At 41.7% G+C, this 13,590-nt stretch carries 19 protein-coding genes; all 19 read left to right on the forward strand.

The genetic code is table 11. The features are described from left to right. Positions 1-7: 7 nt before the first annotated feature. The 19 genes from NMM19_RS06620 (at position 8) to rpmC (ending at position 13,579) form a co-directional block, all read left to right on the forward strand. Positions 8-463: an NUDIX hydrolase gene (locus tag NMM19_RS06620; protein WP_254730697.1), complete on the forward strand. Its 456-nt coding sequence runs from the start codon at positions 8-10 to the stop codon at positions 461-463. An 8-nt stretch (positions 464-471) separates the two neighbouring features. Beyond that, positions 472-2,388 carry a tRNA uridine-5-carboxymethylaminomethyl(34) synthesis enzyme MnmG gene (mnmG, locus tag NMM19_RS06625; RefSeq protein WP_178895577.1) on the forward strand — a complete coding sequence of 639 codons (1,917 nt, stop codon included), beginning with the start codon at positions 472-474 and terminating at the stop codon, positions 2,386-2,388. A gap of 87 nt (positions 2,389-2,475) precedes the next feature. Further along, positions 2,476-2,610, forward strand: coding sequence for a hypothetical protein (locus tag NMM19_RS08375; protein WP_259274709.1), 135 nt, complete (start codon positions 2,476-2,478; stop codon positions 2,608-2,610). Between the two features lie 44 nt (positions 2,611-2,654). Next, a complete protein-coding gene (locus tag NMM19_RS06630; protein WP_178895576.1) occupies positions 2,655-4,208 on the forward strand; it encodes a damage-inducible protein CinA in 1,554 nt (517 codons plus the stop codon). Positions 4,209-4,333: 125 nt separating this feature from the next. Next, the gene (nrdD, locus tag NMM19_RS06635) at positions 4,334-6,541 is read left to right on the forward strand and encodes an anaerobic ribonucleoside-triphosphate reductase (RefSeq protein WP_178895668.1); all 2,208 of its coding nucleotides are present in this window, start codon (positions 4,334-4,336) and stop codon (positions 6,539-6,541) included. A gap of 11 nt (positions 6,542-6,552) precedes the next feature. Next, positions 6,553-6,693, forward strand: a complete 141-nt coding sequence (locus NMM19_RS06640; RefSeq protein WP_000521611.1) for a hypothetical protein — start codon at positions 6,553-6,555, stop codon at positions 6,691-6,693. 37 nt (positions 6,694-6,730) lie between these two features. Beyond that, entirely contained in the window at positions 6,731-7,231 is a 501-nt protein-coding gene (locus tag NMM19_RS06645) for a GNAT family N-acetyltransferase (RefSeq protein WP_178895575.1), read from the forward strand. A 5-nt stretch (positions 7,232-7,236) separates the two neighbouring features. Continuing rightward, complete coding sequence (nrdG, locus tag NMM19_RS06650; protein WP_178895574.1) at positions 7,237-7,833, forward strand: anaerobic ribonucleoside-triphosphate reductase activating protein; 597 nt, start codon at positions 7,237-7,239, stop codon at positions 7,831-7,833. Continuing rightward, positions 7,830-8,462 (forward strand): uridine kinase, encoded by a 633-nt coding sequence (locus tag NMM19_RS06655; RefSeq protein WP_178895573.1) that lies wholly within the window; start codon positions 7,830-7,832, stop codon positions 8,460-8,462. The genes nrdG and NMM19_RS06655 overlap by 4 nt, the downstream gene beginning before the upstream one ends. 265 nt (positions 8,463-8,727) lie before the next feature. After that, positions 8,728-9,036 (forward strand): 30S ribosomal protein S10, encoded by a 309-nt coding sequence (gene rpsJ / locus NMM19_RS06660; protein WP_003009585.1) that lies wholly within the window; start codon positions 8,728-8,730, stop codon positions 9,034-9,036. 82 nt (positions 9,037-9,118) lie between these two features. Further along, complete coding sequence (gene rplC / locus NMM19_RS06665) at positions 9,119-9,745, forward strand: 50S ribosomal protein L3 (RefSeq protein ID WP_004251088.1); 627 nt, start codon at positions 9,119-9,121, stop codon at positions 9,743-9,745. A gap of 24 nt (positions 9,746-9,769) precedes the next feature. Further along, positions 9,770-10,393: a 50S ribosomal protein L4 gene (gene rplD / locus NMM19_RS06670; protein WP_000024549.1), complete on the forward strand. Its 624-nt coding sequence runs from the start codon at positions 9,770-9,772 to the stop codon at positions 10,391-10,393. Then, entirely contained in the window at positions 10,393-10,689 is a 297-nt protein-coding gene (locus NMM19_RS06675) for a 50S ribosomal protein L23 (RefSeq protein ID WP_001055347.1), read from the forward strand. Before rplD ends, NMM19_RS06675 begins: the two co-directional genes overlap by 1 nt. A 17-nt stretch (positions 10,690-10,706) precedes the next feature. Then, complete coding sequence (gene rplB / locus NMM19_RS06680; RefSeq protein WP_006144707.1) at positions 10,707-11,540, forward strand: 50S ribosomal protein L2; 834 nt, start codon at positions 10,707-10,709, stop codon at positions 11,538-11,540. A 102-nt stretch (positions 11,541-11,642) separates the two neighbouring features. After that, on the forward strand, positions 11,643-11,924 hold the full coding sequence (gene rpsS, locus NMM19_RS06685) for a 30S ribosomal protein S19 (RefSeq protein WP_000533766.1): 282 nt from the start codon (positions 11,643-11,645) through the stop codon (positions 11,922-11,924). A gap of 11 nt (positions 11,925-11,935) precedes the next feature. Continuing rightward, a complete protein-coding gene (gene rplV, locus NMM19_RS06690) occupies positions 11,936-12,280 on the forward strand; it encodes a 50S ribosomal protein L22 (protein WP_000818137.1) in 345 nt (114 codons plus the stop codon). 12 nt (positions 12,281-12,292) lie between these two features. Then, positions 12,293-12,946, forward strand: a complete 654-nt coding sequence (rpsC, locus tag NMM19_RS06695; RefSeq protein ID WP_000529936.1) for a 30S ribosomal protein S3 — start codon at positions 12,293-12,295, stop codon at positions 12,944-12,946. Positions 12,947-12,949: 3 nt separating this feature from the next. Then, entirely contained in the window at positions 12,950-13,363 is a 414-nt protein-coding gene (rplP, locus tag NMM19_RS06700; RefSeq protein WP_000960948.1) for a 50S ribosomal protein L16, read from the forward strand. Between the two features lie 9 nt (positions 13,364-13,372). Continuing rightward, a complete protein-coding gene (gene rpmC / locus NMM19_RS06705; protein WP_000772918.1) occupies positions 13,373-13,579 on the forward strand; it encodes a 50S ribosomal protein L29 in 207 nt (68 codons plus the stop codon). The last annotated feature ends 11 nt before the right edge of the window (positions 13,580-13,590 follow it).

Consider the following 13,590-nt stretch of genomic DNA (forward strand, 5'->3'; position numbering starts at 1 on the left):
GACAAAAATGACTCAACAAGACTTTCGGACAAAGGTGGGAAACACTGTTTTTGGTGTTCGGGCAACAGTCTTGATTCTCCAAAATCATAAGCTCCTAGTCACCAAAGATAAGGACCAGTATTACACCATCGGCGGTGCTATTCAAGTCAACGAAAGAACGGAAGATGCGGTAGTCCGTGAGGTGAGGGAAGAACTGGGTGTCAAAGCTCAAGCTGGACAACTAGCTTTCGTGGTTGAAAATCGTTTTGAGGAAGACGGTGTTCACTATCACAATATCGAGTTTCATTATTTAGTAGACTTGCTTGAAGATGCTCCATTGACTATGCAGGAAGACGAAAAAACGCAGCCTTGTGAGTGGATTGACTTGGACAAGCTTGAGGATATTCGGCTGGTTCCAGCCTTTTTAAAGACAGCCCTGCCTGATTGGAACGGACAACTAAGACACATTCATCTTGAGGAATAGGAGAGAAAATGACTTATAATTTTACAGAAGAATACGATATTATTGTAATTGGTGCGGGACATGCTGGGGTAGAAGCCTCTCTAGCTGCTAGCCGTATGGGTTGTAAGGTCTTGCTTGCGACTATCAACATCGAAATGTTGGCTTTCATGCCTTGTAATCCTTCTATCGGTGGCTCTGCCAAGGGAATTGTTGTGCGTGAGGTAGATGCCCTGGGCGGCGAAATGGCCAAGACTATTGATAAAAGCTATATCCAGATGAAGATGCTCAACACTGGGAAAGGACCTGCTGTTCGTGCTCTTCGTGCGCAGGCTGACAAGGAACTTTACTCTAAGGAAATGCGCAAAACGGTTGAAAATCAAGAAAATCTCACCCTTCGTCAAACCATGATTGATGAGATTTTGGTGGAAGATGGTAAGGTTGTCGGTGTTCGTACAGCGACCCATCAAGAGTATGCTGCAAAGGCTGTTATTGTGACTACAGGGACAGCCCTCCGTGGGGAAATCATCATCGGAGACCTCAAGTACTCGTCAGGTCCAAACCACAGCTTAGCTTCGATTAACCTAGCTGACAATCTCAAGGAATTGGGCCTCGAGATCGGTCGTTTCAAGACAGGAACACCTCCACGTGTCAAGGCTTCCTCTATCAACTATGATGTGACAGAAATCCAGCCAGGAGATGAAACACCAAATCACTTTTCTTATACTTCACGTGATGAGGATTATGTTAAAGACCAAGTGCCGTGCTGGTTGACCTATACCAATGGTACCAGTCATGAGATTATCCAAAACAACCTCCATCGTGCGCCTATGTTTACAGGTGTGGTCAAGGGAGTGGGACCTCGTTACTGTCCATCAATTGAGGACAAGATTGTGCGTTTTGCAGACAAGGAACGCCACCAACTTTTCCTTGAGCCAGAAGGACGAAACACAGAAGAAGTTTATGTCCAAGGACTTTCAACCAGTCTTCCTGAGGATGTCCAGCGTGATCTGGTTCATTCTATCAAAGGTTTGGAAAATGCAGAGATGATGCGTACAGGTTATGCTATTGAGTATGACATGGTCTTGCCTCATCAATTGCGTGCGACTCTGGAAACCAAGAAAATCTCAGGACTTTTCACAGCTGGTCAGACAAATGGTACATCTGGTTACGAAGAGGCAGCAGGCCAAGGGATTATCGCAGGTATCAATGCGGCTCTGAAAATCCAAGGCAAGCCTGAGTTAATTTTGAAGCGCAGTGACGGCTATATCGGGGTGATGATTGATGACTTGGTGACCAAGGGAACCATTGAACCCTACCGTCTCTTGACCAGTCGTGCAGAATACCGCCTCATCCTCCGTCATGACAATGCTGATATGCGTTTGACAGAAATGGGGCGCGAGATTGGTCTTGTGGACGATGAACGTTGGGCTCGTTTTGAAATCAAGAAAAATCAATTTGAAAATGAAATGAAGCGTTTGGATAGCATCAAACTCAAGCCGGTCAAGGAAACTAACGCTAAGGTTGAAGCGATGGGCTTCAAGCCATTGACAGATGCGGTGACTGCCAAGGAATTCCTTCGTCGTCCTGAAGTTTCTTACCAAGATGTGGTAGCCTTCATCGGACCTGCTGCCGAAGAATTGGATGACAAGATTATCGAATTGATTGAAACCGAAATCAAGTACGAAGGCTATATCTCAAAAGCCATGGATCAGGTTGCCAAGATGAAACGCATGGAAGAAAAACGAATTCCAGCGAATATTGACTGGGATGATATTGACTCTATCGCGACTGAAGCTCGTCAGAAGTTCAAGCTTATCAATCCAGAAACCATCGGCCAAGCTAGCCGTATTTCAGGTGTAAACCCAGCAGATATTTCCATTCTTATGGTGTACTTAGAAGGTAAAAATCGAAGTATTTCTAAAAACTTAGAAAAAAAAGCTGACTAAAAATAAAAAGCTGAATTCTCTATTGAGGGCTTCAGCTTTTTTAGTTTTTTCTTCATTTTTCGAATTAAGAGAAAAGGAGAAATGACTATGCTGACAGTAGAAGAAAAAATTTTTTTAGAAGCCTATAAAAAAGCGTCTTATCATCGTTTTTATGAGATTGAATACTTCGCTAATCTCTGTAAAAAGCTGAACAAATGCCCTCAGCAGGCTGACAAGAACTAGACTTTTTGATATACTAGAACAAATTAAAATATAGGAGAGAGCGAATGAACGTATATGGCAGATTAGAAGACGAACCAATCCCAACTTGGACTGGAAATCAAGATAATTCAGGTGGGGGAGAGGTGCGAGAAGAGTTTGAAACACGACAATCTGCTCGCTTACCATTATTCAAAATCCTAATTTGGAGCACTTTAGCGGTACTTGTGTCTGTAGCTCTTCCTTTTGTGCTAGGATTGACTAGTCCAGAGCAGGCTCAAGATTTCTATATTGGATGGGCTATGCATCAGAGTGGGGATATCTACGCAGATTATTTTGGGACTAGTGGCCTCCTCTATTACTTTTTACAGTATTTAACCAAGGGCAGTATTTTGTTTGCCGTCTTTAATTGGTTAGCCTTAGTAGGTGCCGGATTCTTTCTTTTCCGTTCTGCTTTCAATCTGACTGGACAAGATAAGCAATCGCAACAAGTATTGACAGTCTTTTATGTCCTGGCTAGTGCTCTTAGTTTTGGTGGAGGCTATGCAACTATTCTTGCACTCCCATTCTTGTTTTATGCCTTAAGTTTAGTAACATCTTATTTGGCAGAACCAAGCCTTGACAAAGGATTTATCCGTATTGGAGCTAGCTTAGCTCTAGCATTTTTCTTTGCACCTTTGGTCACAACTTTATACGCCTTTGTCTTGTTTTTTGCTGTAACAGCTTTTAATGTTGGTCGCAATAATTTAGCTCATGGTGTTTATCAATTTTTTGCAGCGGGCCTTGGTTTTTCAATCTTCTTTTATCCAATCGGATATTATACAGCTTATAAAGGCAGTTTCGGAAATGCCATTAGTCAAATCCTCTATCCATTAGATAGTTTAAACTTTACGTCTAACTCAGGATTATTCGACAATATCCTCTTCTATGGATTGTTGTCGATAGGTCTCGGAGTATTGACATTGGCATTGACAGGTCTCTTCAAATATAAACCATTGAAGCAATCGGTCTTATCAATCTCTGCTGCAATAGCTGTCATTTTGGTATTAGTTTTAGAAATTTTTTCTACAGATCTTATCAATGGTAGTCGTATGGTTGAGTTCCTTCCTTTCTTGTCGCTTCTTTTGCTGACACGAATTTCAACAGAGAAGCCAGAAGGAGCGAATCGCCGTAGACGATCTAGAGAAGAAACTTCGGTATGGGGAGCTTTTCTAAAAGGAAATGCCTATCTGCCAATTTTAGCTCTGGCTTACCTATTTTTAGCACCTGTAGTATCACGATATTTGCTCCATGCGGAACAATATCAAGAACGTACAAGCATTGAATCTAAGGTCAAAGGGGAAACTCAAGCTACAGATCGTATCTATGTTTGGGATAATCTGACAAGTAGCTATAAAGCTAGCGAACGCTTGTCAGCTAGTCAGTTGCTATCGCCTAGATTGCATACAGGACTTGATGCAAATCGTACTAAGCTTGTAAATGATCTACGAGATAATCAACCAAAGATGATTGTAGTAAATACAAAAACAACTCTTTGGACAGAAGTTGAGCAGCTTTTAGCTGAAAATTATCAAGCGGTTCAAAGTGAATTCAAAGATTTTAAACTCTATAAATTAAAATAAAAACTATCAATATCTTGTGTAATTTTAAAAAAATTTTATTTTTTGACACAAGATATTGATTTTTATTTTTTTAGTGATATAATACTTTTTAGAATCAATATTATATTTAAGAAAAGGGTATGGATATGATTGTATTGGAAGAGAAGGCTGTCCCTGATCCGACTTTATTCGTCGAAAAGCGTGACGGCAGACGTGTAATTTTTGATGTAGACAAGATTGACAAAGCGCTTCATAAGGCTGCTGAAAAGGTTATGGATGTAACCCCTTTGGTTGAAAAACGACTTAGTACTCTAGTTGAACGTATCGTCGAAGAGATTCATAGCCGTTTCCCACAAGGTGTAAAAATCTATGAAATCCAAAATATCGTAGAACACGAGTTGTTGGAAGCAAAAGAATACGCCTTGGCTGAGGAGTATATCACCTATCGGACTCAAAGGGATTTTGAGCGCTCAAAAGCGACAGATATCAACTTTAGTATTCATAAACTTCTCAGTAAAGATCAGGCAGTTGTCAATGAAAATGCCAATAAGGATAGCGATGTTTTTAATACCCAGCGTGATTTGACTGCAGGGATTGTTGGAAAATCCATCGGACTTCAAATGCTTCCTAAACATGTGGCTAATGCCCATCAAAAAGGTGAGATTCATTATCATGATTTGGATTATAGCCCCTACACACCAATGACCAACTGTTGTTTGATTGATTTCAAGGGCATGTTGGAAAATGGTTTTAAGATTGGAAATGCGGAGGTAGAGAGCCCCAAATCTATCCAAACTGCGACAGCACAGATTTCACAAATCATCGCAAACGTTGCTTCTAGCCAGTATGGAGGCTGTTCAGCTGACCGTATCGATGAAGTCTTGGCTCCTTATGCAGAGAAAAATTACCAAAAGCACCTCAAGGATGCGGAGGAATGGGTTCTGCCTGACAAGCGCCAAGAATATGCCTGGAAGAAAACCCAAAAAGACATCTACGATGCCATGCAATCTCTAGAGTACGAGATTAATACCCTCTTTACATCAAATGGGCAAACGCCATTTACCTCTCTTGGTTTCGGTTTAGGGACCAGTCGTTTTGAACGTGAAATTCAAAAGGCAATCCTGAACATTCGTATCAAGGGGCTTGGTTCAGAACATCGTACAGCCATCTTCCCTAAACTCATCTTTACTCTTAAAAGAGGTCTTAACTTAGAGGAAGGCTCACCTAACTACGACATCAAGCAGTTGGCTCTTGAGTGTGCAACTAAGCGCATGTACCCAGATGTCTTGTCTTATGATAAGATTGTCGAGTTGACAGGTTCTTTCAAGGTTCCGATGGGATGCCGTTCTTTCCTCCAAGGTTGGAAGGATGAAAATGGAGTAGAAGTCAATTCTGGTCGTATGAACCTAGGTGTGGTAACAGTCAATCTTCCTCGTATCGCCCTCGAGTCTGAAGGCGACATGAACAAGTTCTGGGAAATCTTCAATGAGCGGATGAATATCGCAGAAGATGCACTGGTCTATCGTGTAGAGCGGACCAAGGAAGCCACTCCAGCTAATGCACCAATTCTTTATCAATACGGAGCCTTCGGACGCCGCCTTGGTAAGGAAGAAAGTGTTGACGAACTCTTTAAGAATCGCCGTGCTACTGTTTCGCTTGGCTATATCGGGCTCTATGAAGTGGCGACAGTCTTCTTTGGCAACAATTGGGAAACCAATCCAGAAGCTAAAGAATTCACCCTTGATATCATTCGAGACATGAAACATCGAGTAGAAGAGTGGTCAGACCAATATGGCTATCACTTCTCTATCTACTCTACACCGTCTGAAAGTTTGACGGACCGATTCTGTCGTTTGGATACAGAGAAATTTGGCTCTATTCCAGACATTACTGATAAAGAATACTACACAAATTCCTTCCATTATGATGTCCGCAAAAATCCAACACCTTTTGAAAAATTGGACTTTGAGAAAGTCTACCCAGAAGCGGGTGCATCTGGTGGCTTTATCCACTACTGCGAGTACCCAGTTCTCCAACAAAATCCAAAGGCCTTGGAAGCTGTGTGGGACTATGCATATGACCGTGTAGGTTATCTCGGAACTAATACTCCGATCGACCGCTGTTACAAGTGTGATTTTGAAGGAGATTTTGAACCAACTGAGAGAGGATTTGCTTGTCCTAACTGTGGTAATAATGATCCTAAAACAGTAGATGTTGTTAAACGAACTTGTGGTTATTTAGGGAATCCTCAAGCACGTCCGATGGTGAATGGTCGTCACAAGGAAATTGCTGCGCGTGTCAAACACATGAACGGTTCTACTATCAAAACAGCAGGGCATGAAGTAAGAAATTAGAAAGAGATAGCATGGGAAAATATCAATTAGACGATAAGGGTAAGGCCTTGGTTCAACGATTCCACGAAAAGCATTCAAAGGGTGGAGTCAATAAAAAAGATCGAGTAGCCAGCCTTAGAGAACAATTTTTGAATAAGAACAAGAAAAAGTGAGAGTCCCCTCTCACTTTTCTCATAGCGGGAGGAATACATGGAATTACGCAGACCAACATTAGCAGATAAAGAAACCATTCTAAACATGATGGCAGAGTTTGAACAGACTCAATCAGCCCACGATGGTGGATTTTGGGATGCTGAGAACTTTGATTATGAGGAGTGGCTAGAAACTAACCTTAATAAAGAAATGGGAATAAAATTGCCTAAAAATCGTGTTCCATCAATTCAGTTCGTATTGTTTGATAAATCAGATCATGCTTTAGGTTTTTTAAATTTACGGCTGAGACTAAATGAGGGATTGCTGAATCATGCTGGCCATATTGGCTACTCCATCCGTCCCTCTGAAAGGGGCAAAGGCTACGCCAAAGAATCCCTCCGACAAGGTCTACAAATTGCCAAGGAAAAGAATATCAAACGAGCGCTTGTGACTTGTAGCACAGAAAATCCTGCCAGCCGAGCTGTTATCTTAGCTAATGGTGGGAAGTTAGAGGATGTTCGAAATGGAACGGAGCGCTATTGGATAGAGTTGGAGTAGAAAGTATGACATGGAATACACCAAAACCAGGCGAGTGGAAGAGTGAGGAGCTTAGTCAGGGACGTATTATTGATTATAAGGCTTTTAACTTTGTCGATGGCGAAGGGGTGCGCAATTCTCTTTATGTAGCAGGATGTATGTTTCACTGTGAAGGTTGCTACAATGTAGCGACCTGGTCATTTAATGCCGGGATTCCTTATACACCAGAGTTGGAAGAACAGATTATGGCAGATCTTGCCCAGCCTTATGTTCAAGGTTTGACCCTACTCGGTGGAGAGCCATTCCTCAATACTGGAATTCTTTTGCCTCTCGTTAAACGCATTCGAAAAGAGTTACCAGAAAAAGATATCTGGTCTTGGACGGGCTACACTTGGGAAGAAATGATGTTGGAGACGCCTGACAAATTGGAGCTTTTATCGCTGATTGATATCCTAGTCGATGGTCGCTATGACAAAAACAAGCGCAATCTCATGCTCCAGTTTCGTGGTTCTTCCAATCAACGAATCATCGATGTACAAAAATCTCTGCAAAGTGGAAAAGTAGTTATTTGGGACAAGCTTAACGATGGCAAGCAAAACTATGAACAGGTCAAGAGAGAATGAAGAAAAAAGAGTTAATAAAAAGACTAGTATCTGAAATAGAGTCGGGAAAAGTAAAAACGCTGGGTATCTACGGTCATGGAGCTTCAGGGAAATCAACTTTTGCTCAAGAATTGTACCAAGAACTTGATTCTAAAAAGGTAAATTTACTAGAGACAGATCCCTATATTACTTCGGGACGACATTTGGTGGTGCCTAAAGAGACACCGGATCAAAAGGTGACAGCATGTTTACCAGTGGCACATGAACTGGTAAGCTTACAGAGAGATATTCTAGCCTTGCAAGCGGGTATGGATGTCTTGACTATCGAAGAACCTTGGAAGGCTAGTGAGGTATTATCGGGAGCAAAACCAATTCTGATAGTCGAAGGGATGTCTGTGGGTTTTCTACCCAAGGAACTCTTTGACAAAACCATTTGTTTCTATACGGATGAAGAGACAGAATTAAAGAGGCGTCTAGCTCGAGATACGGCTGTGAGAAATGGCGATGCATCCTTTATATTGGCTAGTCAGCAAATGAGACGAGAACAGTATCTGCAATATTATAAAGAAACCGAGTCAAAAACAGATATCTTGATAAAACAATCGAATGATAAATTTCAGATCGAAACGAATATTATGAATATTATATAGAAGAAAAAATAAAAATTTGCTCTTCATTTATGCCTTTTTGAGATAAGGGACAATAAGAAAACAGTTTCATCTAAAAAATTTAAAAAATCCTGTCAAATCCCTTGCAATCGCAGGGGCTTTGTGTTATTCTATTATGGTGCTGTAAATTACAGCCTTAGCTTTGATGCAAGAGGTTGCGACACGCTCGGTTGCATTGCCACGCAACGCGCGTCGGTTTTCTTGTGGAGCTAGCCTATTATCTTAAATAGACGAAAAGGAGAAAAAGATGGCAAACAAAAAAATCCGTATCCGTTTGAAAGCTTACGAACACCGTACGCTTGACACAGCGGCTGCAAAAATCGTAGAATCAGCTACTCGTACAGGTGCACAAGTTGCGGGTCCAATCCCACTTCCAACTGAGCGTAGCCTCTACACAATCATTCGTGCGACTCACAAATATAAAGATTCTCGCGAACAATTCGAAATGCGTACACACAAACGTTTGATCGATATCATCAACCCAACTCAAAAAACAGTTGACGCTTTGATGAAATTGGATCTTCCAAGTGGTGTAAACGTAGAAATCAAACTTTAATTTAAAGCTTGATACCTTGAGCATAAAAAACGCTCGTTAAAAACTTTTTGAATAAAAAATATAGAAAAGGAACTATTTTCTCATGACAAAAGGAATCTTAGGGAAAAAAGTGGGAATGACTCAAATCTTCACTGAAGCTGGCGAATTGATCCCTGTAACAGTTATCGAAGCAACTCCAAACGTTGTTCTTCAAGTTAAAACTGTTGAAACAGATGGTTACAACGCTATCCAAGTTGGTTTCGATGACAAACGCGAAGTATTGAGCAACAAACCTGCTAAAGGACATGTAGCAAAAGCTAACACGGCTCCTAAGCGCTTCATTCGTGAATTCAAAAACGTTGAAGGCTTGGAAGTTGGTGCTGAAATCACAGTTGAAACTTTCGCAGCTGGAGACATTGTTGATGTAACTGGTACATCTAAAGGTAAAGGTTTCCAAGGTGTTATCAAACGCCACGGGCAATCACGTGGACCTATGGCTCACGGTTCTCGTTACCACCGTCGTCCAGGTTCTATGGGACCTGTTGCACCTAACCGCGTATTCAAAGGTAAAAACCTTGCAGGACGTATGGGTGGCGACCGCGTAACAATTCAAAACCTTGAAGTTGTACAAGTTGTTCCAGAAAAGAACGTTATCCTTATCAAAGGTAACGTACCAGGTGCTAAGAAATCTCTTATCACTATCAAGTCAGCAGTTAAAGCTGGTAAATAATAAGGAAAGGGGAATACAGTCAAAATGGCAAATGTAACATTATTCGACCAAACTGGTAAACAAGCGGGCGAAGTTGTTCTTAACGATGCAATCTTTGGTATCGAACCAAACCAATCTGTTGTGTTTGATGTGATCATCAGCCAACGTGCTAGCCTTCGTCAAGGGACTCACGCAGTTAAAAACCGCTCAGCTGTTTCAGGTGGCGGACGCAAACCATGGCGTCAAAAAGGAACTGGACGTGCTCGTCAAGGTTCTATCCGCTCTCCACAATGGCGTGGTGGTGGAATCGTCTTCGGACCAACTCCACGTAGCTATGCGTACAAACTTCCTCAAAAAGTTCGTCGCCTTGCGCTTAAATCTGTTTACTCAGAAAAAGTTGCTGAAAACAAATTTGTAGCCGTTGATTCTCTTGAATTTACAGCTCCAAAAACTGCTGAATTTGCAAAAGTTCTTGCAGCTTTGAGCATCGATTCTAAAGTCCTTGTTATTCTTGAAGAAGGAAACGAATTCGCAGCTCTCTCAGCTCGTAACCTTCCAAACGTGAAAGTTGCGACTGCTACAACTGCAAGTGTTCTTGACATCGCAAATAGTGACAAACTTCTTGTTACTCAAGCAGCTATCTCTAAAATCGAGGAGGTTCTTGCATAATGAATTTGTATGATGTTATCAAAAAACCTGTAATCACTGAAAGCTCAATGGCTCAACTTGAAGCAGGGAAATATGTATTTGAAGTTGACACTCGCGCACACAAACTTTTGATTAAGCAAGCTGTTGAAGCTGCTTTCGAAGGTGTTAAAGTTGCAAATGTTAACACAATCAACGTAAAACCAAAAGCTAAACGCGTTGGACGTTACACTGGTTTTACTAACAAAACTAAAAAAGCTATCATCACTCTTACAGCTGATTCAAAAGCAATCGAGTTGTTTGCAGCTGAAGCTGAATAATCTAAGGAGGAAATATCGTGGGAATTCGTGTTTATAAACCAACAACAAACGGTCGCCGTAATATGACTTCTTTGGATTTCGCTGAAATCACAACAAGCACACCAGAAAAAACTTTGCTTGTTGCTTTGAAGAACAAGGCTGGTCGTAACAACAACGGTCGTATCACTGTTCGTCACCAAGGTGGTGGACACAAACGTTTCTACCGTTTGGTTGACTTCAAACGTAACAAAGACAACGTTGAAGCAGTTGTTAAAACTATCGAGTACGATCCAAACCGTTCTGCAAACATCGCTTTGGTACACTACACTGACGGTGTGAAAGCTTACATCATCGCTCCAAAAGGTCTTGAAGTTGGTCAACGTATCGTTTCAGGTCCTGAAGCAGATATCAAAGTCGGAAACGCACTTCCGCTTGCTAACATCCCAGTTGGTACTTTGATTCACAACATCGAATTGAAACCAGGTCGTGGTGGAGAATTGGTACGTGCTGCTGGAGCTTCTGCTCAAGTTTTAGGTCAAGAAGGTAAATACGTTCTTGTTCGTCTTCAATCAGGTGAAGTTCGTATGATTCTTGGAACTTGTCGTGCAACAGTTGGTGTTGTCGGAAACGAACAACATGGACTTGTAAACCTTGGTAAAGCAGGACGTAGCCGTTGGAAAGGTATCCGCCCAACAGTTCGTGGTTCTGTAATGAACCCTAACGATCACCCACACGGTGGTGGTGAAGGTAAAGCACCAGTTGGTCGTAAAGCGCCATCTACTCCATGGGGCAAACCTGCTCTTGGTCTTAAAACTCGTAACAAAAAAGCGAAATCTGACAAACTTATCGTTCGTCGTCGCAACGAGAAATAATTTTAAACTAGTCGCTTAAGTGCTAGATAATCCGCCAGCTCGGTAGCGCTCCTCGTGAGCGCAAGCCGCTGTGGTACTATATTTAAAGGAGAAAATATTAAAATGGGACGCAGTCTTAAAAAAGGACCTTTCGTCGATGAGCATTTGATGAAAAAAGTTGAAGCTCAAGCTAACGACGAAAAGAAAAAAGTTATCAAAACTTGGTCACGTCGTTCAACGATTTTCCCAAGTTTCATTGGTTACACTATCGCAGTTTATGATGGACGTAAACACGTACCTGTTTACATCCAAGAAGACATGGTAGGTCACAAGCTTGGTGAATTTGCACCAACTCGTACTTACAAAGGTCACGCCGCAGACGACAAGAAGACACGTAGAAAATAAGGAGAACATAAATGGCAGAAATTACTTCAGCTAAAGCAATGGCTCGCACAGTACGTGTTTCACCTCGTAAATCACGTCTTGTTCTTGACAACATCCGTGGTAAAAGCGTAGCCGATGCAATCGCAATTTTGACATTCACTCCAAACAAAGCTGCTGAAATCATCTTGAAAGTGTTGAACTCAGCTGTAGCTAACGCTGAAAACAACTTTGGTTTGGATAAAGCTAACTTGGTAGTATCTGAAGCATTCGCAAACGAAGGACCAACTATGAAACGTTTCCGTCCACGTGCGAAAGGTTCAGCTTCACCAATCAACAAACGTACAGCTCACATCACTGTAGCTGTTGCAGAAAAATAAGGAGGTAAAATCGTGGGTCAAAAAGTACATCCAATTGGTATGCGTGTCGGCATCATCCGTGATTGGGATGCCAAATGGTATGCTGAAAAAGAATACGCGGATTACCTTCATGAAGATCTTGCAATCCGTAAATTCGTTCAAAAAGAACTTGCTGACGCAGCAGTTTCAACTATTGAAATCGAACGCGCAGTAAACAAAGTTAACGTTTCACTTCACACTGCTAAACCAGGTATGGTTATCGGTAAAGGTGGTGCTAACGTTGATGCACTTCGTGCTAAACTTAACAAATTGACTGGAAAACAAGTACACATCAACATCATCGAAATCAAACAACCTGATTTGGATGCTCACCTTGTTGGTGAAGGAATTGCTCGTCAATTGGAGCAACGTGTTGCTTTCCGTCGTGCACAAAAACAAGCAATCCAACGTGCTATGCGTGCTGGAGCTAAAGGAATCAAAACTCAAGTATCAGGTCGTTTGAACGGTGCAGATATTGCCCGTGCTGAAGGATACTCTGAAGGAACAGTTCCACTTCACACACTTCGCGCAGATATCGATTACGCTTGGGAAGAAGCAGATACTACATACGGTAAACTTGGTGTTAAAGTATGGATCTACCGTGGTGAAGTTCTTCCAGCTCGTAAAAACACTAAAGGAGGTAAATAACCAATGTTAGTACCTAAACGTGTTAAACACCGTCGTGAATTCCGTGGTAAAATGCGCGGTGAAGCTAAAGGTGGAAAAGAAGTGGCATTCGGTGAATACGGTCTTCAAGCTACAACTAGCCACTGGATCACTAACCGCCAAATCGAAGCTGCTCGTATCGCCATGACTCGTTACATGAAACGTGGTGGTAAAGTTTGGATTAAAATCTTCCCACACAAATCATACACAGCTAAAGCTATCGGGGTTCGTATGGGATCTGGTAAAGGGGCACCTGAAGGTTGGGTAGCACCAGTTAAACGTGGTAAAGTAATGTTCGAAGTTGCTGGTGTATCTGAAGAGATCGCTCGCGAAGCGCTTCGTCTTGCAAGCCACAAATTGCCAGTTAAATGTAAATTCGTAAAACGTGAAGCAGAATAAGGAGAAGGCATGAAACTTAATGAAGTAAAAGAATTTGTTAAAGAACTTCGTGGTCTTTCTCAAGAAGAACTCGCGAAGCGCGAAAACGAATTGAAAAAAGAATTGTTTGAACTTCGCTTCCAAGCTGCTACTGGTCAATTAGAACAAACAGCTCGCTTGAAAGAAGTTAAAAAACAAATCGCTCGTATCAAAACAGTTCAATCTGAAGCGAAATAATAGACTAGGGA

This window comes from Streptococcus sp. CF8_St5-17 (genome assembly GCF_024295665.1).
Lineage (GTDB): Bacteria > Bacillota > Bacilli > Lactobacillales > Streptococcaceae > Streptococcus.